The organism is Bdellovibrio sp. HCB209, assembly GCF_047306065.1.
Classification (GTDB): Bacteria; Bdellovibrionota; Bdellovibrionia; order Bdellovibrionales; family Bdellovibrionaceae; genus Bdellovibrio.
The window spans coordinates 807913-827597 of sequence record NZ_CP178618.1 but is presented as its reverse complement, the minus strand read 5'-3'; the positions used below and the strand labels follow the sequence as shown (position 1 = coordinate 827597).

Here is a 19685-nt window from a genome sequence, read left to right as displayed (position 1 = left end):
TCCTCCTCTGGGAATTGATACAACGAGCGCTATGAAATCACTTCGCTATCTTCTGTCGATCCTTATATTCTTACCGACCCTTGCCCTTGCCTACACACTTCAGGGCACCGTGCTTAACGTGCATGATGGCGATACTCTGACGGTTCAATCCGGCTCCCAACGCTATAAAGTTCGCTTCCTGGGTGTTGATACCCCAGAGGTTGATTACTTCGGTCACACACAGGGCGAGGCAGCCACGGTGGCTCGTGATTTCGTAGCAGGCTTGGTTCCCCCAGGCAGCAACATCACTGTCGTTTACGATGACAATGGCCACGATAAGCACAATCGTATCCTGGGACGCGTGATCTATAATAACGTGGAAGTAAACCTGGAAATCCTGAAAGAGGGATGGGGCTATATGTACTTCATCTACCCTTTCGATAAGGGTTTAATTGCGGCCTATAGCGAAGCCAGCAAGTTTGCGATCGACAATCAAAGAGGCCTGTTCGCAGAGCGCTACACGAATGTACAAGCACCTTACGACTTCCGCATGAGCTCTCGCAACTTCACGGGAACTAATTTTGTCGGGGATATCGAAACAAAGATGCTCTATTACCCGGAAGACGCTTATAAGGTTCCGGTTTGGCGCAGAGCCTTTTTCTCAGAGAAAGATTTCGCCTTCAATATGGGCTACAGATTCTTCTAAATAAAAAAGCCATCCCTCAAGGATGGCTTTTTTCATTTCTAACTTTGTTCAGAAAAACTATTTAGATTCAACCGGCCCGATCGTTTCTTTGATCGTGATGGTCTTCTTGATCTTAGCATCTGAAGACAATGAAACGTCTTGAGCGCTCAAGGTCTTTTTAGCTTTACCAGAGCTTAGGCTCAAAGTTTCCCACTTGAACATCTCGCCACCTGACAAACTAAAGCTCACAGCCCCCTGCTTGTCCTGCTGAACTGGCAGCGTCGACTTAACCACAGCTTTAGATGTGAAATCCAGAGCCAGCTTCACCACTCCCACCGGAAGGTTCGCTTTGTTCTGATCCACACAGTCGACTCTCAGCTCTGTTTTCTCAACCTCAATTTTATCGAAAGACAAGCAGTTCAACTCACCCGCCGCCATCCAGATTTTTGAGCTTCTGACGTACTCATGCACGCGAGGTTTTTTGCCGTCACCCGCCGTCCATTGAGAAATCACTACGACATATCCAGGAACGGAAATCACCGCCATGATGTTTTCTGAAACTAGATCATTGGGAAAGCCCAAGCTTTCTTTCTTGCCCGTCTTAGCATCGACTTCCATAAATACACGACGTTCAGGGTCTGTAGCCTCAACCGCAACAACCACTTTACCATTATGAATATTAGAGGCTGCTTGAATTACCGCCGCTGCTTTTGCTTGGAGGCCTGCAAACAGAACCAAAGCACCCATTACAAGAAATTTCATTATTGGACTCCGTTCATCTTTTTAGTTTCGCTGGAACTACTAGTGTTACAGAGAGGAGCCACATGTTCAAGGGATCCTCGGGTATATATACATCCGCCCTTGCGCCCCAAACGATCCATCAGTGAGTTCAAGGGTTTACCGTCCTTCTGCTCAGAGTACTTAATGATCTCAGATTCAGACACAAATGTGTGTCCAGACTGCCGAATGGATTCAATAAACGTTGGAAGATTATCTGCTGTCCACTGATGAACATCATGCATGAGTATGATGCCTCCATGTGACCTGCAGATTTGACTCAAGGCTGACATCGGCAAGGCTTTACGTCTCACCTTACTCCAGTCTTCTGTATCGATATCCCAATGAAAGGGTTGATATCCCGCAGCTTTTACTTTGAGGATGGCCTCTTTCCCCATGTCTTGATTTGCACTATCCTTTGAATCTTCAATCCAACCACTGCCATAGGGGAAGCGAAACGGAATAGGCTTGGATAGATTCAATTTATCAATCTCATCAAAAGATCTTTGGATATTATTTAAAATCTGCTCGCGAGTGTGCGTTTTCAGATTCGCATGTTCGATATGCTCATAGGAATGAGAGCCCACTGTATGGCCATCCTGTTTAATTTTTTCAATTAAACGTTTACGCCCGCGAATTTCTTCAGCAGAACCTTTGGTCAATTGATTCGTCGAAATCAAAAAGGTCGCTTTGATGCCAGCTTTTTTTAAAACCTCTAAAACTTGCGGTGTGATCTTGGGATCTGGTCCGTCGTCAAATGTCAGATGAACAGGATACTTTTTTGATCCTGAACAAATCTTTTTATCCAATTTCATGGAATCGTCCTGAATCTCTGCAGGTCGATTACTAAGGGCTTCATTTATTACGTCATCACCGGTTTGAGCGTTGGCAAACCACGGAAAACTAAAACCCGCTAACATCAACGCTATTAATTCTGACTTCATAAATACTATTAGAACATTTCGCTTGCTGAGTACCAAATATGTTTTCTCAGCACTGGACTCAGAGGGGCTCTCACTAAGTGCATATAGTTTAGTATCCAAAGGAGAGAACCATGCTCAAACAAACTGTAACAACAGTCTTAGCCATATTGATGTTTCAACAGATCGCCTCTGCGGCCTGCGGGGACGCCTCACCAAGAACATTCAAGGGAGACGAAGCTCTCACCCTAGGCTATATTCTGAAAAACTCCAGCATCGCCCAGAAGAGCTTTAACGGCGATGATGTGACTTGGACCATAACCGACCTTCATTGCATACAAACGAACCGCGGTGTCCTCCCAGACCTGATGCCAGCTTACTCCTGCTCTCCACCCTCTGCCGTCGGCCCAATCACAGCGAAAGCTTTGTTTGATGCCCTCTCAGAAATGGGAGTCCTACCCGATGGCACCACAGGGCACGTCCATGAAAAAGCCACACAAGTGAAATGTACGATTAATAAAAATGGCGCAGGAGGCACGGATGTAAACCCGACCTGCTCAATGACGGCAGCTTGGGGCGATGAGTGCCCAAGTAGTAATTAGTTATTCTTATTATGAGGGAGCTTGGAATCGTCCTCGGTTCCAGCTTCGTTCGTCATATTGAACAGTGAATTTTGGAAGCACACCAAGGCATCGGCGTCTTCACAATCATACTCTGCAATGAACTCTTTTTGGAAGGCGCGAAGCTTAGCAATCGCCTCTTCCATTTTTTCTGCCTTCATACGAAGGAAGGTCGCAGAATACTGGCGAGAGGATTTAGGAACAACGTCATAGGAACGTTCTAAGATCTTTACAACTTCCAGATGCATAGCTTTAGGATCTGGCGTCGTTGGAGTTTGTTGCTCCAAGGCTGTCAAATCTTCGGCACTCATCCCCAAGATAGGAGAAAGAGCCGCCACCAATTGCTCGCGACTTTCGAAACGAGCAAGCTTATTACCTTCGTTCAAAACGAAGCGCGCAATCGCATTGTTCTTCTCACCTTGCAGTTGGTTTAAAACCATAATGCGCAGATGACTGCTATCGATGGATTTCTCGTATTTGACGAGATTCGTGAAATGCTCTTTTTCGTTGGAATCAAAGTTAAAATACTCGGCCATTGAATCCACAAGCTTATCACCAATGTGGCGCTTGCGATTCAGGATCATAGACAAAGCAGAGGGATGAGAAAGACCCAATTGACGGGTCCATACCGTCAAACTCCAACCGACTTTATTCTGACTTTTCCAAGCGTTATAGTCCGCCAGGAATTGTCGATAGTCTTTGTATTTAAGGATCTCAGCCTTTGTCATATGGGGCTTATATATACCCTATAAACTGAGTACTTCCGCATTTTTGCGGAACTTTCACAAACCTTGTGAAAGGTTTTCTGGAACTGTCCCTTGTTTGGACACCCGTTCTATGTCAAAACTAAGCCTCTTTATCCACCTAAGGGAAGGCCCTATGAAACTGATCTTGTCTATATTGCTTATGACGCCAATTTTCGCGTCCGCTGCGACTGAAATCATCTATAATCGTTCTGCCAACCCTTTCGTTCCTGCCCAAGGTTTTGTCAGCCGCGATCAGGTTTGTATCGATCAAGATAATGATCTATTCCTGGCTTTAAACCCTCAGGACGCCTCTGTAATGACGGCTCCACGTGTGGTTGAAAAAGAAGTTTGTATCCAATGGAACCGCAATGATTCCTCTCGTCCTCAATGCACAAGTGCGGTTCTTAAGCCAGTTCCTGTTTCCGATACTTACGAGCAATTGACGTTCGAGCAATCGGACTACCGCAAGGAACGCCCGATCAAGCGCCAAACTAAACGCATCGAAAACTGCCACTAGTATAAAACAGTTCTGAATTTCCACTTTCAAAAGGCACCGCAAAACGGTGCCTTTTTTCATTTTTGCCGTCACTTCTCAAGAAGCGTTGAACTCTAGAGCAGTTCAAGTCTTCTTGATTGTCTCTATTTGAAAAATTATTTTTAGCCTTCTTACTCACAATAAAATGTGAATCCACCCGAGTGTCGAAACAAACTGAAAAAATATCAGACAGTTTTTCTCTCATCTTATTTTTTCTGTTCACCGATTGATCGAAATTAAATTCCGTTTTTGTCGCCGCTTTTTACAGGACTATTTTGTCAGTGTTCCCCAGTTTTTATTTTCCGATATCCCTACTAACCTATTTTTGGATAACTAACTGGAGGATCCATGAAACTAATGACTTCGTTGCTTGCCCTGACACTGACAACTAGCTTGATCGGCTGTGGCAACAACCTACAAACACCGGAACTCTCCTCAGACAGCAGTTCATCACAAAGCACTTCTACTGTTTCAGAACCTAAAATGGCTTCACAAGCTATGCTCAGTGATCTTAATAACCAACTTAAAGTGCAAGCTACAGGTAAACTTAGCTCTGCACAAATTAGCGCGATTATCGCAAGCGCTCAAATGGCTTTGGAAACTGCCAATTTGGGTAAAAGCGATGATCTAGCTAAGATCATCCCGGTGATCATCCAAGGTGCAACAACAGGTGTTGGAACTTTGAATATCGCAGATCTACTTAAAAAATCAGACATCTTGGCTTTGATCGGCGACAGCACATTGAACTCCCTTGTAAATCTATCTAAAGACGAAGTTTCAACAGCGTTGATCCAACAAGTGACTTCGGCATTGTTCGCGAACCTTAAATTGGCAGGTGTCACTTCTGGTAGCCAAGCTACTGCTGCAAATACAATCATCCAAGCGCTATTGGGTAAATTGAGCGGTAAAGACTTCGATGTTAGCAGCTTGCAAACTGTGATCGAAAGTTTGGCAAAGGGTTCCGTTCTTGGTTTGGGTAAATTGGGTAATAACTCAGCTGTTCTACAAACAATCCTTAGCAGCTTGGGTTCTGGCTCTCTGCCTGGTCTTAACCAATTGATCTCTAAATTGGGTGGATCTAACAATGCCACGACGACTCTACAAAATTTGATCGCGGCTTTCACATCGGGTTCTAACTCTGGCTTGAGCGCTATCGTTGGTAACGGTGTGAACTCTAAGACATTGATGCAAACACTTCTATCAAGCCTTATGGGCGGGATCAAAATTGCTGGCGCAACGTCTCCGGCAAGCAGCGTAGTGACATCAATCGTGGGTTCACTGTTGGGTTCATTCCTGGCGAAACTCTAATCCCAAATCTCTGATACTTAACACACACGCAGGCTCCGCTCATTCTTGAGCGGAGCTTTTTGCTTTCTCGCACTGGATCTGCGGAATGCTCCTTCCTTCCACTAAACTGTCGGCAAAGGAAGAGAGGCATCCTATGAACACATTCACACAATCACTCTTCAGAAGAATTGGCCTAGGGCTGGTGGCTGGCGTCGCCTACTCATTAGTTCGCGATCAATTGCGCTATCGTTCGCTTAAAAACGCCGTCGCGGTGGTCTCGGGAGGTTCCAGAGGGCTCGGACTTGTGACCGCCAAGGAACTTGCCTATGAGGGAGCAAATCTCGCGTTACTGGCTCGAGATAAAGACGAATTAGAACGCGCTAAGAAAATTGTCGAAATGGCGATTCCTAAATGCGAAGTGATTATCCTTGAATGCGATGTCACCAAACCCCACCAAGTCGATCAAGCCATCGGCGAAGTCATGAACCATTTCGGAAAAATCGATGTTGTGGTGAACAACGCCGGGATCATTTCTTCAGCTCCGTTTGAAAACGTGACCAAGAAAGACTACGAAGATTCGTTGGATGTTCACTTCTGGGCACCGTTTTATGTGAATCGCGCATGTCTTAACTATATGACTCGCGGAGCTCGCATCGTTAATATATCCTCTATCGGCGGGTTGATCCCCGTCCCCCATCGCGCGGCCTACTGCACTGGTAAGTTCGCCCTGACGGGATACTCTGAAAGCCTTCGTGCAGATCTAATGAGCCGAGGAATTTATGTGACCACAGTGTGCCCGGGACTAATGCGCACGGGTTCTTCACGACATGCCTTATTCAAAGGACAAGTTAAAAAAGAATATGCCTGGTTCTCTCTGATCGCATCTATGCCGTTACTAACCGTAAGCGCCGAAAAAGCAGCTCGCCGCATTGTCTCAGCATTAAAAGTCGGTAAGGCAGAGACCACAATTTCTATGTCAGCTCGCATGGCCTCGATGTTTCACTCGCACTTTCCCGGAATATTTGCGGATATTAGTGCTGTGGCAAATTTACTTTTGCCAGGGCCGACTGCAGATACGCAAAGATCTGTGGAGGGCAAAGACGCGCAGTCCTTTATCAGTCCATCCGTCTTAACATCCTTGGGTGATAGAGCTGCTGAAAGAAATAATGAGATACCACCGCAATCAGATCAGCTTCATTAACAGGTGCTCGAATGTCCACAGAGAGATGTAGAATCTGTGGAGAGGCCCTCCCGACTCCGGAGGGCAAGCTTCCTGTTGTGGTCTGCGACACCTGTGGGACTTTAAATCGACTGGATAAAAATACCTCGAATCAGGCAAGCTTTGCTTACGCGTTGACCGCGCTGGTGCTTTACCTACCCGCTAATATTTTTCCCTTTATGACTCTAGAGGTTTACGGCAACAAGACCACCGCCACTATCTGGGAGGGCATTGTAACTCTGAGTCGCGCAGGTTCTTGGGGAATTGCTTTGATTGTGTTCTTAGCAAGCATCCTTATTCCCTTCCTAAAACTGATCATTTTGTTTTACCTCAGCCTGACTGCGCACAACACTTCCCATCGCCGCTTCAAAACTCGGCTCTATGAAATTGTCGAAGTCATTGGCCGCTGGTCAATGCTGGATATTTTCCTGCTGGCTGTATTGGTATCAATTATGAAGCTTGGGCCGTGGGCGCACGCGGAACCTGGAATGGGGTCTTGGATATTCGCCTTAGTCGTGATCTTTACAATGCTGTCGTCCGCTTATTTCGATCCATCTAAAATCTGGGAAAAATCAAATGATAAAGAAACTTAGTTCTATGTGGTACATCTGGCTCTTTCCAATGTTTGCCGTGGGGATCGCGGGATACTTGGTCTATGACTTCTATCAACAGCGCGGCCCCGAAGTGATCATCACCTTTGATGAAGGCTCACGCATTCGTCCTGATAAAACAGAAATTCGCTTTCGCGGAGTCCGTGTAGGAACAGTCACCAGCGTAAGAATCTCTGATGATAAAAAAGAAATCGAAGTTCACGCTCGCCTAGAAAAACACGCTGAAGATTTCGCCAACGAAGGCACAAAGTACTGGCTAGAAACTCCGCGCATCAGCTTTGAAGAAATTCGCGGTCTCGACACCTTGGTGGAGGGCAGTTATATCTCTGCAGTGCCAGGCAAAGGCGATAAAACAAAACGCTTCGAGGGACGTGTCGGAACCGATCTAAAAAATCCCCTAGAAGATACCGCCCTGTTCAAACTTGAAACTCGCACGTTGGATTCTGTCAGCGACGGCGATACCTTGTTTTATCGTGGCATGAATGTAGGCACTGTCACTAAAGTCGCTTTATCAAAAACAGCACAGACAATTAATGTGCAAATTCGTGTGCCTTGGGAATATGCGCGTCTGATTCGCACCAACACCGTATTTTGGCGAAAAGCAGGATTCCAAGCAAAGTTAGGTCTCTTTAATTCTTTCGTGAAAATGAATTCCGTCGATGCCTTGTTACGCGGTGGCATTGAACTCGCCACCCCGAACAATGCTGGCGCGAAAGCCAAGGCAGGAACGACTTTCGTGCTTGCAGGCGAAGCTCCGAAGGATTCTGATAAATGGAATCCGGTCTTAGAGTAGTCAAACGACACTGGCCCAAGCGTCAGTCTAGAATTTGAACCATAACACAACTCTCAACGATTACTGGCGCAGCTTTGAAAAAGTGATAATCATAGCTGCAAGGCCTTAACGTTTACCAAGGAGGGTGCAATGGCTGAGACATCAAGAGAACTTATGAACGATATCAAATCCACTGGCAGACAAGCTGCTGATGCTGGAAAAAATATCTACAACGAAGCTAAATCTGAGGCGAAATCCCAATTCAATGAAGCTAAGTCTGATTTGAAAGAACAATGGGGCGATCGCTATGAAACAATCAAACACAAAGCACAAGATGCATTGGAAACGTCTGAAGACTTCGTCAAAGACCATCCAATTGCGACAGTGCTTGGCGCTTGCGCCGTAGGCTTCGTAGCTGGCTTAATTGCTCGCCGTCGCAACTAAAACTACCAGGGCGGACTTATTGTTCGCCCTTTTTATTTTCTGAGAGGAGGACGCTATGGAAGAATTCAGAGAACACAATTTGTCCGAGCAAAACTGGAATCAGGTCACAGAAGAAGTTCGCAAAAATTGGGCTTCCCTTTCCGAGGCGGACATCAGCCGCATCGAACATGATTTCGACTCACTGGCTGATTTGGTTGCTGTAAAAACTGGCCTCACCCACGAAGAAACCGAACAACGCTTAGATGACATCATCGCACGTTGTGGCACTCAGACGACAATGGACATTGATCCGTCTGTATCTCGCAGCGCCTCTGGCAGCGCAGGAACTTTAGGTTCCGGCACTATCGAGGATGATTCTGAAGAGCAAGCTCCTTAAAGGAGCCCAAGAGGACGCGTTGATAAAGTTTTTCCTTAAAAGATCCCGGAGAGAACAAATTCATTCTCTCCAGCTCTTCTTGAAAATCTTTACGACGCGTTCCTACCCCACGCCATAGCGTTCTTAACAACGCTTTCGTATTTTTCTCTTTCAGATTTAAAAGCGCCTGCTGTAAACCGATCTCAACCTTATTAAAATCACTTCCAAAAGGAAACAACGCAAACTGCCCGCCGTGGCGAGCTTTCTGCGCGAACTCGCGAATTTTATCAGGCGTATTTTGTCGCGCGATTTCTGGAATCTTCCAGTGAGGATCAATCTTGTGATTTTTGCGAGCCGTTTCTAAAAGCTCATCTTGAAACTCAGCATCCGTAATCATCAAAAGGCGCTTAATACATTCTGCATCACTCTGCCCACGCAAAAATGCAATACCGTACTCCGTGATCACAACATCCCGCAAATGACGTGAAATAGTTAATTGAGGCGGCGACCACAGAATATTGGAAAGTCTTTGGCCTTTTTTCTCGCGGGTGCTCTTCATCATCAAAATTGAATAGGAATCGGGCAACTCATGAGACATGGCCACAAAGTTATACTGACCACCGACTCCACTGACCACGTTGCCATTATCCAACGTTTCTGAAGCAGCTCCTCCCAACAAACTCATCTGCATGCAGGAGTTAAAGAATCGCGCGTTCTTACGCTGACGACGTAAGGCCATTTCGTGTTCATCATACAGGTCATTCACTTTCGACACCCGGGTCATCGAAAGTCCCGCATAGTCTTCCTCGGGCAAATCCTTAAGCCACTCGTAAAATGACTTAGACCCCAAAAAGAAAGCCCCATGCAAATAGCGAGGGGCTTTTTCATCATGATCATTGATATAACGTTTTAAGACTCCGGCCTTACGCAAATGCATGAAACCATCCATGATCATCTCGCTGGTGCCGTAAAGCCCCTTCGCAAATGGATCCGAATGCACACGTTGCGGAGGTGGAGCGGTAAAGTGACGATCGAGCTCCGTGATCAACCTTTGATACTCGCTATTTTTTTGATGGCGCATAATTGTCGATGCCGTCAAGGCATCAGACAATGAACCAATCCCAATCTGCAAAGTTCCATCGTCCTTAATTAAACGACTGGCGTGTAAGCCAATCATATGATCAGTGTCATCAATCGCATTCTTCGGTGGAGCAAAAAGCTTGTGACTGATCTCTAGCGATTCCACAATCCCGTCAAAGAAATCTGCTTTAACTTCTGCATCCCCTCCCAAAAAAGGCAAATCAGGATGGACAACACCAATCACCAAAAAGGGACGATTGTGTTTCTTATAAAGGTCATAAACGTCCAGAGTTAAGTCTGGATTGCAGCTAAGACTGTATCGGCCATCGTGGGACTTGGCGATCAACTGAATGACACCGTCTAATTCCATTTCCAAAATACTTTGAGCCACGTGGGTGTAATTCAGACTGATGTAATTGCTTTGCGCGTGAAGATTATTAAGAGCCGTGCCCGCTTGAAAATAAAACTCGTGAAGCTTGATATTCTCAGGGACCTCATTGTTTCTTAAATCTTTCAGGTACTCCAAACGAGGATAGTCCTCTCCGAAGTGACGCGCGAAAAAAGGTTTCGTGAATCGAGATTCCAGCTCCGTTTTCGCCTCAGGTATGTCTAATGACAATGCCGTAAAAAGAGTCAGCTTCAGTTCCTTTTCACTTTTCGCACGACGATACAACGCATTTACTAATTGATTCGGTTTTCCCAATCCCAACGGTATGGCAAAACGCAAATTTTTTCCTGATTTAGAGAGAATGAAGTCTTCGGCCTGCTGGATATTCGCAAATCGTTTCATATCTGAATCATCCTTCGGCCTCTTATTCCTAGTCAAGGCAGGTCGCTTACTGATCCATGACATAGGACGTTTACGTCACTCCCAAACAGGCAGAAAATAAAACCTTAAGGAGGTCAGCATGGCTCACAAATCAAATAAGAAAAATACGAGGTCGCAAAAGTCTTCGGGCAAAACCAATAAATCGACAAACAAACACCCCACAAGTTGGGAGCAAGAAGTCTCAGCGGATACTCCGTATGATGAATCCATTGAGTCTCCTCGAAGTGGACAGAAACCATCTATGTACTAAGGTCACGGAGTTTTCATGGCCTTAGATAAATACAATCGCAAGCGTGACTTCAAGATCACCAAAGAACCCAAGGGTCACACGCCTAAGAGAAAATCAAAACACCTCTCTTTCGTGGTCCAAGAACATCATGCAAGTCACCTGCATTGGGATTTCCGCTTGGAGTGGGAAGGCGTCCTGAAAAGCTGGGCCGTACCAAAAGGCCCCAGCATGGATCCTAAAACCAAACGCCTTGCCGTTGAAGTCGAAGACCATCCTCTGTCTTATGGCTCCTTTCACGGAACCATCCCACAAGGTCAATACGGTGGCGGCGAGGTCTATATCTGGGACAACGGCACTTGGGAACCCTTAGAGGACGCTGCTCGTGGGTTTAAAAAAGGCCATCTTGTATTTTCCTTAAAAGGAAAAAAACTAAAGGGCGTCTTTCATCTGGTGCGCACCCGGGCCCAAGGACGATCAAATCAATGGCTCCTGATGAAAAAAGATGATGCCTTTGCCGAATCCATTCCAGATATCGAAATGGTCGCGCCCTTAAAAACCAGTCGCAAAAAAACCGCCAAAAAAACTGTTAGGAAAAAATCTGCCACAAAGTCGTCAAGGGTTCGGGAGCTCCCGTTTGTCACCCCGGAACTCTCGCTGCTCGTCGACGAACCTCCGGAGGGAAAAGATTGGCTGCATGAGCTCAAGTTTGACGGCTATCGCATGCAGGCCCATGTAACAGGTGAAAAGGTAAAACTTTTTACTCGCTCCGGCCAAGATTGGAGCGAGAAGTTTTCCAGCATCAAAGAGGCCCTTAAGAATTTAGATTTGCAAGGAGCTGTCATCGACGGAGAAATCGTCGTTCTGGACGAATCCGGTCGCAGTGATTTTCAACTTTTACAAAACGCCATCAAAGCCGAGAAAACTGAGAATCTTTTCTACTACGTTTTTGACCTTCTGGCGAATGAAGGTAAAGATTTGCGTTCGTTGCCACTGGAACAACGCAAAGACGAATTGCAAAAGCTAATGAAAAAGTCCGTCAAGCGCATCCGCTACAGCGAGGAATTCAAAGGCAGCGGAAAAAGTCTTTTGGCCCTCGCAAAAAAACATGGGCTTGAAGGAATCATTTCAAAAAAGCGCGCGAGCACTTATCGCTCTGAAAGAAACTCCAACTGGCTTAAAATAAAATGCACCGAGCAACAAGAGTTCGTGATCGGAGGATACACCGCTGGCAAAGGCAGCCGCGATCACTTTGGCGCCCTCCTGTTAGGAGTCTACAAAAAGGACAAACTTCAGTACGTCGGCAAAGTAGGAACAGGATTCACGCAACAATCCCTGCGTGACGTCCTTGCTACACTTAAGAAACATGAAACCAAATCCTCGCCGTTTGATATCAAGTCTCCCCGCGCGAAGGACATCGTATGGGTCAAACCTAAACTCAGCGCTGAGATCACCTTCTCTAACTGGACACATGAGGAAATTCTTCGCGTCCCTGTTTTTCACGGCCTTCGCGAGGACAAACCCACCAAGCAAATAAAAAAGGAGGTTCCTGTCATGAACACCCAGAAAGATGCTTGGACTATCTCCAGCCCCGAAAAAATTCTGTTTGCCAAAGAAAAGATCACCAAGCGCGACGTAGCCGCGTATTACACCGTGGCGGCAAAGCACATCTTACCCCAAATCACGGACCGCCCTCTCTCCCTGGTTCGTTGTCCCAATGGCACCAGTAAACAGTGCTTCTTTCAAAAACATCAGGCGAAAATGCCCGAGGCAATGACTCCCGTTAAAATGAAAGAACACGGAGGTTACGGAACTTATATGAGCGTTCATGATGATGCGGGACTTGCGGCCTTAGTGCAAATGAACGCCTTTGAGATCCACTGTTCTAACTCTCGGCATCCAGCTACAGATCGTCCTGATCAATTTGTCATGGATTTCGATCCCGGTCCCGATGTCAGCTGGGATGTCGTAATAGAGTCTGCTTTTAAAATGAAAAAACTTTTGCAGGGTTTAGGACTCAAAAGTTTCGTAAAACTGAGCGGAGGCAAAGGCGTCCATGTTCACGTGCCTATTGCTCCACTGTACACATTCGATCAGATCAATAGCTTCACTCATGCGCTGGCCCTGCAAATGGAGCAGGAAGAGCCCGATCTATTTGTTTCAAAGATGTCTAAAAAGATCCGCCAGGGAAAAATCTTTGTCGATTATTTACGAAATTCGCAGGGAGCCACGGCCGTCGCCCCTTACTCAGTCCGAGCTCGCGAGAAAAGCGCCATTGCCATGCCGATCACTTGGAATGATTTAAAAAAGATTCCCAGTGGGGACTTTTATGATCTAAAAAAAGCGATGTCCTATTTAAAACGACGTCGCTCTGATCCTTGGCAAGGATATCTAAAACTTAAACAACGAATCAGCCTTCTAGAAAAAGCAACCACCAAGAGAAGCTCAACCCGACTGCAAGCTTCAGCATAAGGAGACGATATGACTAACATGCATCGCACTCGCAAACCAAAACCTCCGTTCAACGAGCAACAACAAAAATCCCCAGGGATTGAGAAAAAGATGAAGGTTGCACCTCTGTATAAAGCGCCCCAGTACAAAGCCGCAGGCAAACTGATCGGCAAACGAGCCTTGATCACCGGAGGTGATTCCGGAATTGGGAGAGCAGTTGCCTTGCTTTACGCTCGAGAGGGGGCAAGCGTCGCAATCACTTATCTGCCCGTCGAACGTACCGATGCGGAAGAAACTAAAATCGAGATCGAGGAATTAGGTGGGCAATGTCATTTGATCTCTGGCGATCTGAGTAAAGAAGCCTTCTGCAAAAAGGCCGTCAACGAAACGATCAAAAAACTGGGCGGTATTGACATCTTGGTAAGTAATGCCGCTCACCAAATGCGCAAAGATGATATTAGCGAAATCACTGCCGAAGAATTTGATAAGACTTTTAAAACGAATGTGTATGCTTATTTCCATTTGGCGAAGGCAGCTGTTCCTCACATGAAGCCCGGCTCCTCGATCATCGTCACAAGTTCAGAAACATCGACTCGCGCACCGGAACAACTTTTGGACTATTCGTCGACAAAGGGAGCTATCAATACCTTTACGAAATCCTTAGCTCAAATGCTGGTGAAAAAAGGAATTCGTGTGAATGCTGTTGCCCCGGGTCCGGTTTGGACTCCGCTAAATGTTGCGGATGAGGGAACAAAGAAAAGTAAAGTGCGCCAGTTCGGAGCCAATCAGCCTATCGGACGCCCGGCCCAACCGGAAGAGATCGCTCCCGCTTATGTGTTCCTCGCATCAGAAGCAGACTCCAGCTATATCAGCGGTATCGTTCTGCCTCAGATGGGAGCCGAACCCATTTAACTAAGAGGCGGACTTAGATGTGCGCTTCGCAGGAGCTTTCTTTTTGGCGGTCTTACGGGCCGCCAAACTTTTTTGTAAGAGTGGCATCAAATCGACAACGTTGTCTGTGGTTTCAATATGCTCTTCTTTAACTGGAGCAATTTTGTGACCTTTACCCGCTTTGATTTTTCGATCGATGGTCTTCATCACGTCTTGATAGTAGGTATCTTTGTACTGTTCGGGCTTCCACTTGCCCGTCATACCCGCGATCAAATCTTCTGCCATCTTTAACTCTTTAGGATTGTACTTGGCGGTCTTGGCAACATCGGCCATGTACTTGACCTGTTTTTCAGTCTTAATTTCATGGGAAAACCTTAAGAGCTCTAAGATGAGGTAATCGCCTTTCGGCATGATCATCGCTAAATGTTGGCGAATACGAATCACGATTTTACAGACCGCAACCTTCTCGCTAGAAGCCAAGGCATCTCGCAATAAGTAGTATCCCTTCTCTGCGCCCTTCTGAGGTACCAGGTAGTAGGGCTTTTCAAAAAACATCGGATCAATCTCATCGATCGCCACAAAGTCTTCAATATCCATGGTTTGCGAGGTCTTAACATTGGATTTACGAATTTCATCCTCTGTCACAATCACGTAGCGACCTGACGAATACTCATAGCCCTTGACGATATTTTCGTAGGGGACTTCTTTACCCGTTTTGGCGTTGACCTTTTTGTACTGAATGCGGGAGAGATCTTTTTTATCAAGCATCGAAAAACTAATCTCTTTTTCCGACTGAGCGCCTTGCAAGGTCACCGGAATATTCAAAAGACCAAAGCTAATAGAACCTTTCCAAATGCTTGCCATAAGAACCTCCTGCTCTCTATTCAGGAAAAACCATATAGCAGTATTTTTGAAGACCAGACTCAGATCTCTTGCCAAATTGCTGTCCGGTCTTAACGATCAAGGACTAGAAATACATAATCACCGCTGTGCTTACACACTCCAGGAAATATCTCATATATTTTTCAGTATAATGAAAGGTGAAACGATGTCTCAGAGATGCGCAGCCTAAGAGGACTCTTTAATTAGGATAAATCTGAATCTGGCAAATTTCTGCTAACCATAGACATCGTCCGAAGTAGGGTCTGATTTACTCAGGCCCTCTTCCATTTTTATGGATCGCTGTTTTCCAATCTTTCTTAAGATCATTTACAGAATCAATGGCCTTACCTTCAGAATAAACCTTCTGGTCGTAATAGCGACTGAACTTATACATCACGTCTTTTAACTGCGGGAACTTATCTGCCACACGGGCAAAGTAATGCAACGGCGCCTCTGAAGACACACGGATCAAGTGATGTTCTTGCCCCCACTCCTGGACGATATTTAAAAGCTCTTGTTCCTCTGTCAGGCGCACACGCGTTTTGAAAAGATTCTGAACCAGGACAAAGAAAATCGCCAAAACCAAACCGATCGCAACGACGCTCAGAATTTTGTTCTGACCAAGCAAGGCAAAGAAAGAATCTTGCGAGCTACGGTCGAACTCCATCAAGAAATAACTCCAACGGTAATTTAGATCTTCAACTAGGAAAGTCGCTCGATCCCACAGCAAGAAATCTGCCTTGCCTTTCGGTCGAAACTCGATGGACTTGGCATAGGATTCTTGATCGGCTTCTGACATCGCAAAGAAATCTTCCGCACCAATAACCAATCTTAATGGAGCCACCCATTGAGTAGGATCCACACGACGCCAAGATTTATCAACATAGATTTCCGTCCAAGCATGGGCATCTCTTTGCGAAATGCGCCAGAAGTCACCAATAGGATTAAAGCGTCCACCCTGATAACCAGCCACTACACGGGACGGAACTCCCAAAGCACGCGCAAGAGTCGCATAAGCACCCGCAAAATGCTCACAGAATCCACGACGGCGTACGAATAAGAATTGCTCTAAGTCGTTAGCGCCATAGGTGCCGGGGTTCAAAGTATAAACGAACTTGTTTTCGATAAAGAATTTATGCAAAAGCTCCAAACGTTCTTCGGGAGTATGAGCTGCCTTGTTTGTAGCCTCGACCCATTCCAAAACTTTTCCTGTCAGCTCCGGAGTTTTCAACTCGGCCACTGTCGGCTCTGAAGTATCTTTGTAGTTCGGCGACCACCACCCTTGATAAACCACCGTGGAAACAATCGGACGAGTGCTGCGATAGACAGAGTGATTCAAGTTCGTCACTCGTCCAACCTCTAAAGAAAGCATCTGAGTGCCTTCCAAAGCAAAAAGATAATTTTGCGAAGTCGGCTCCAATGCCACTTCATACGTCAGTGAACCGCGACTGAATTTTTCATCTGGAGTTCCCAGCATCGGTGTCGGGCGCCAGCTAAGGCCGCGCGATAAAGTTAAAACCGATCCGCGCCAGTAAAGATCTCGAGAGTTATCTAAAGGCAGACGATCAATTTTTGCTCGGAACGCCAACTGCGCACTGCCTGCAATTTCCGCCACCTTGCCGGGATTCAAATCCTCAGAAAAACCAATTTGCCCATAAGTACTTCCACGTGACATCGCCCAAGGAATCACCACACGCGGAAAGGCAAAAAATAGAATTACTGCAAGGGGCACGGACAGAGCAAAGATCTTTCCTAAGACTCGCGCCTTAGAAGGAGTTTGTGCTGGTATTAAAGAATACCAAATTCCCCAGAATGCAAATGCCGATGGAATGATCCAATAGATATCGATGCTGAAAAGGGCTTTCACAGAAATCAGGACGAAGCCCAAGAGCGCGATAAACTTGTGATCACGATCATTCGCATAATCCATCACCCGCAAACCGGAAAGTCCTAATAGCAGAGTGTACGACGGCTCTTGACCAATGATCGTGCGGTATTGAAATAGAACTTGCCCTAACAGGAGCAAACTTAGAAATCCCGTAAATCGACGAGACAATCCTGGCCAGCGGTATTTTTCAGTGCCCCACTTCCAAACCAATAAACCCATTCCCAGAAATGCCACTACAGGGGTTACTTCGACCGCAACCATCAGCATGGCAATAACAATCGCTAAGCTAAAATAAGTCTGAGAGAAAAATTCCTTTTTCACGACAGCTCCGAAGGCTTAGCCAAAGCCAAACTTTCCATACAACGGCGCCAATGATCACGACCCTTTGCAGAGGAAATTTGCAGAGCACCTAAGTTCAAAGAATAGACATAGTTTTGTGCCTCGGCCTGATCGATCCACAAAGCCAGCTGTGAAAGACGATCTTCCGCATCGCGAATGTGCGCGGTTTGCTCCCAAGTAAAATTCAAAGCTGGTTTTTCAGGTTCTTCGTACTTTTTAATCAGAACTTCACTACGTCTGGCACTGGCCTTCCAATCAATACGACGTACTGGATCCCCTGACTGATAAACTTTGTGATTTAAGAAAAGGCCCAACGACTCAGATACAGAATCAGCGCCTGATCCGACCGGAAACACGGAATCCCCACGACGTGATGGATAAACGATGGTTGCACCCGGTTTATTAATAGGCTTCCACGCACGCAGCAATCCAAAGGGATAAGCTCCTTGGATACGCAGTCTTGGTAATTCCTGCAAACCACGACGTGGTGAAGTCCAACTAACCATAGCCACGATATCTTGCTCTGCCTCGATTGTGTATTGAGGAGCGTCCTTAGCCTTGCGATCAAAGACCGCTTCGATTTCAAAACTTGAAGCGTTGGTTTTATTCACCAACTGCACACGGACTTTGCCCTCTTCGCCAGCGAACAAATCCCCTGGCAAAAGCTTATCAAAATCCACGGCATTCACATTTCGATTCGTCATCACCATACCGGTGACCGCAACCGATGTCAGAAAGAAGAAAAAGATATAGATCAAGTTATTGGCATAACCCACGGCCATGAAAAATAGCACCAGGTCCATGAGCCCAAAGGACACACCAAAAGATGTCGGTAAAATATAAGTCCGAGACTTCTTAGACTGGGACTGGCGTCGTTTTTTTAAGAACGACAGCCCATTCGCGACCGCGTTTGATGCCATGGTTGCCCCCTAAACGATGTCCTAAGACTGGAACCAAAACTTCTTGCACATCTTCTGGACGTACATAGTCTCTATCATCTAAAAATGCCCAAGCTTTTGCAGCTCGAGCCATCGCCATCCCCGAGCGAGTCGATAATGGTGCGCCTTCAAAACCTTCGCGGCGTGAAGCCTCTAAAAGATTTGCGATATATGTCGCCACAACTTCCGATAGTTTTACTTTTTCAATCGCTTTCACGGAGCTTTCAAATTCACCTTCAGCAAAAAGAGAATTCATGCGACGAACCACCGCACGAGGATCTTCCCCTTGCAGGATGCGCACTTCTGTTCCCTTGGAAGCATAGTTCAATTCCAAGCTCATCAAAAAACGATCCAGCTGACTTTCAGGTAGTGGGAAAGTTCCCGTTTGCTGATGTGGATTCTGTGTCGCGATCACATAGAAAGGTTTTGGCAATTCCCAAGTCGCCCCATCGATAGAGACTTCGCCCTCCTCCATCGCTTGCAACAACGCACTCTGCGTACGTGGGCTTGCACGATTTAATTCATCCGCCATCACTAGCTGAGAAAAAATCGGTCCAGCATGAAATGAAAATTTATGATCTTGAGGATTGAAAATCTGGCTACCCAAAACATCTGCGGGTAACAGATCAATAGTGAATTGAATACGCTGAGTTTTAAGTCCTGTGAGTTTACCTAAGGTATGAACCAGAGTAGTCTTACCAACGCCCGGCATATCCTCGATCAAAAGGTGACCACCTGCCAATAAGCAAGTGATCGCCAAACGAATCTCAGTGTCTTTATCTAATACAACTTTGGATGCTTCAGAAATCAGCTCATGAAATTTTTTGCTCATGAACTAAAGCGTACATCAAAGAGTTCTTTGTTAAAACACTTGAATGATCGAATCTCCAGATTCTTTCGATAGGACGCGATTCTCTTCGGGATGCTTTTTGAACCAACTTGCGACATAAGGACACGAATCGACGACCTGGACTTTTTCACTCTTGGCCGTGCGGATCGCTTCGCGTACCAATTGGTCAGCAATGTTTTTTCCACGTGACTCCGTAGGCACGTAAGTCGCATAGAGGTCATAGGAATTGTTGGGACCTCGACGATAAAGGATATGGGCATCGCCACCCTCGACATTAGTTACGAAACGCTTGCCAGCTTTATCATGACGTATGTTCATTTAGATACTCCTTCAGAATTCTCATATTGCTAAACCACGGAAT

The 19685-nt window shown here is 46.1% G+C and carries 21 protein-coding genes; 12 read left to right on the top strand and 9 right to left on the bottom strand.

All coding sequences use genetic code 11. From position 1 onward, the window contains the following. Positions 1–31: 31 nt before the first annotated feature. Positions 32–685, top strand: coding sequence for a thermonuclease family protein (locus tag ACLVWP_RS04055; protein ID WP_413560261.1), 654 nt, complete (start codon positions 32–34; stop codon positions 683–685). 57 nt (positions 686–742) lie between these two features. Here the strand turns inward: ACLVWP_RS04055 and ACLVWP_RS04050 are convergent, their stop codons facing one another. Continuing rightward, positions 743–1426, bottom strand: coding sequence for a hypothetical protein (locus ACLVWP_RS04050; RefSeq protein ID WP_413560260.1), 684 nt, complete (start codon positions 1424–1426; stop codon positions 743–745). After that, the gene (locus tag ACLVWP_RS04045; protein ID WP_413560259.1) at positions 1426–2385 is read right to left on the bottom strand and encodes a polysaccharide deacetylase family protein; all 960 of its coding nucleotides are present in this window, start codon (positions 2383–2385) and stop codon (positions 1426–1428) included. Before ACLVWP_RS04045 ends, ACLVWP_RS04050 begins: the two co-directional genes overlap by 1 nt. 110 nt (positions 2386–2495) lie before the next feature. On the opposite strand from ACLVWP_RS04045, the gene ACLVWP_RS04040 reads away from it, so the two are divergent. Then, positions 2496–2963, top strand: a complete 468-nt coding sequence (locus ACLVWP_RS04040; protein WP_413560258.1) for a hypothetical protein — start codon at positions 2496–2498, stop codon at positions 2961–2963. On the opposite strand, the gene ACLVWP_RS04035 is transcribed toward ACLVWP_RS04040, so the two are convergent. Next, positions 2960–3709: a TIGR02147 family protein gene (locus tag ACLVWP_RS04035; protein WP_413560257.1), complete on the bottom strand. Its 750-nt coding sequence runs from the start codon at positions 3707–3709 to the stop codon at positions 2960–2962. The genes ACLVWP_RS04040 and ACLVWP_RS04035 overlap by 4 nt on opposite strands. Before the next feature lie 151 nt (positions 3710–3860). Between ACLVWP_RS04035 and ACLVWP_RS04030 the strand changes: the two genes are divergently transcribed. The 7 genes from ACLVWP_RS04030 (at position 3861) to ACLVWP_RS04000 (ending at position 8971) form a co-directional block, all read left to right on the top strand. Continuing rightward, positions 3861–4244: a hypothetical protein gene (locus tag ACLVWP_RS04030; RefSeq protein ID WP_413560256.1), complete on the top strand. Its 384-nt coding sequence runs from the start codon at positions 3861–3863 to the stop codon at positions 4242–4244. Positions 4245–4610: 366 nt separating this feature from the next. Next, positions 4611–5570 carry a hypothetical protein gene (locus tag ACLVWP_RS04025; protein WP_413560255.1) on the top strand — a complete coding sequence of 320 codons (960 nt, stop codon included), beginning with the start codon at positions 4611–4613 and terminating at the stop codon, positions 5568–5570. A 133-nt stretch (positions 5571–5703) separates the two neighbouring features. Further along, positions 5704–6750: an SDR family NAD(P)-dependent oxidoreductase gene (locus ACLVWP_RS04020; RefSeq protein WP_413560254.1), complete on the top strand. Its 1047-nt coding sequence runs from the start codon at positions 5704–5706 to the stop codon at positions 6748–6750. 11 nt (positions 6751–6761) lie between these two features. Next, complete coding sequence (locus ACLVWP_RS04015) at positions 6762–7361, top strand: paraquat-inducible protein A (RefSeq protein ID WP_413560253.1); 600 nt, start codon at positions 6762–6764, stop codon at positions 7359–7361. Further along, a complete protein-coding gene (locus tag ACLVWP_RS04010) occupies positions 7345–8172 on the top strand; it encodes an MlaD family protein (protein WP_413560252.1) in 828 nt (275 codons plus the stop codon). Before ACLVWP_RS04015 ends, ACLVWP_RS04010 begins: the two co-directional genes overlap by 17 nt. A 129-nt stretch (positions 8173–8301) precedes the next feature. Continuing rightward, on the top strand, positions 8302–8595 hold the full coding sequence (locus ACLVWP_RS04005; RefSeq protein ID WP_413560251.1) for a DUF883 family protein: 294 nt from the start codon (positions 8302–8304) through the stop codon (positions 8593–8595). A gap of 55 nt (positions 8596–8650) precedes the next feature. Next, a complete protein-coding gene (locus tag ACLVWP_RS04000) occupies positions 8651–8971 on the top strand; it encodes a hypothetical protein (RefSeq protein ID WP_413560250.1) in 321 nt (106 codons plus the stop codon). On the opposite strand, the gene ACLVWP_RS03995 is transcribed toward ACLVWP_RS04000, so the two are convergent. Continuing rightward, positions 8937–10820: an acetyl-CoA hydrolase/transferase C-terminal domain-containing protein gene (locus ACLVWP_RS03995; RefSeq protein WP_413560249.1), complete on the bottom strand. Its 1884-nt coding sequence runs from the start codon at positions 10818–10820 to the stop codon at positions 8937–8939. The genes ACLVWP_RS04000 and ACLVWP_RS03995 overlap by 35 nt on opposite strands. Before the next feature lie 118 nt (positions 10821–10938). Here ACLVWP_RS03995 and ACLVWP_RS03990 point away from each other — a divergent pair, with 118 nt between their 5' ends. Genes ACLVWP_RS03990 through ACLVWP_RS03980 form a run of 3 tightly spaced genes read left to right on the top strand, consistent with a single transcriptional unit; the run spans position 10939 to position 14448 of the window. Beyond that, positions 10939–11109, top strand: a complete 171-nt coding sequence (locus ACLVWP_RS03990; RefSeq protein WP_413560248.1) for a hypothetical protein — start codon at positions 10939–10941, stop codon at positions 11107–11109. Between the two features lie 15 nt (positions 11110–11124). Further along, positions 11125–13557 (top strand): DNA ligase D, encoded by a 2433-nt coding sequence (gene ligD, locus ACLVWP_RS03985; protein ID WP_413560247.1) that lies wholly within the window; start codon positions 11125–11127, stop codon positions 13555–13557. Positions 13558–13566: 9 nt separating this feature from the next. After that, positions 13567–14448, top strand: coding sequence for an SDR family oxidoreductase (locus ACLVWP_RS03980; RefSeq protein WP_413560246.1), 882 nt, complete (start codon positions 13567–13569; stop codon positions 14446–14448). On the opposite strand, the gene ACLVWP_RS03975 is transcribed toward ACLVWP_RS03980, so the two are convergent. The 5 genes from ACLVWP_RS03975 to ACLVWP_RS03955 all read right to left on the bottom strand — a co-directional run bounded on the left by ACLVWP_RS03975 (position 14449) and on the right by ACLVWP_RS03955 (position 19642). Then, entirely contained in the window at positions 14449–15291 is an 843-nt protein-coding gene (locus ACLVWP_RS03975) for a Ku protein (RefSeq protein ID WP_413560245.1), read from the bottom strand. Between the two features lie 286 nt (positions 15292–15577). Continuing rightward, a complete protein-coding gene (locus ACLVWP_RS03970) occupies positions 15578–17518 on the bottom strand; it encodes a transglutaminaseTgpA domain-containing protein (RefSeq protein WP_413560244.1) in 1941 nt (646 codons plus the stop codon). Beyond that, positions 17515–18456, bottom strand: coding sequence for a DUF58 domain-containing protein (locus ACLVWP_RS03965; protein ID WP_413560243.1), 942 nt, complete (start codon positions 18454–18456; stop codon positions 17515–17517). The genes ACLVWP_RS03970 and ACLVWP_RS03965 overlap by 4 nt, the downstream gene beginning before the upstream one ends. Further along, entirely contained in the window at positions 18392–19306 is a 915-nt protein-coding gene (locus ACLVWP_RS03960; protein WP_413560242.1) for an AAA family ATPase, read from the bottom strand. The genes ACLVWP_RS03965 and ACLVWP_RS03960 overlap by 65 nt, the downstream gene beginning before the upstream one ends. Positions 19307–19336: 30 nt before the next feature. Then, positions 19337–19642 carry a GNAT family N-acetyltransferase gene (locus ACLVWP_RS03955; protein ID WP_413560241.1) on the bottom strand — a complete coding sequence of 102 codons (306 nt, stop codon included), beginning with the start codon at positions 19640–19642 and terminating at the stop codon, positions 19337–19339. Positions 19643–19685: the final 43 nt, after the last annotated feature.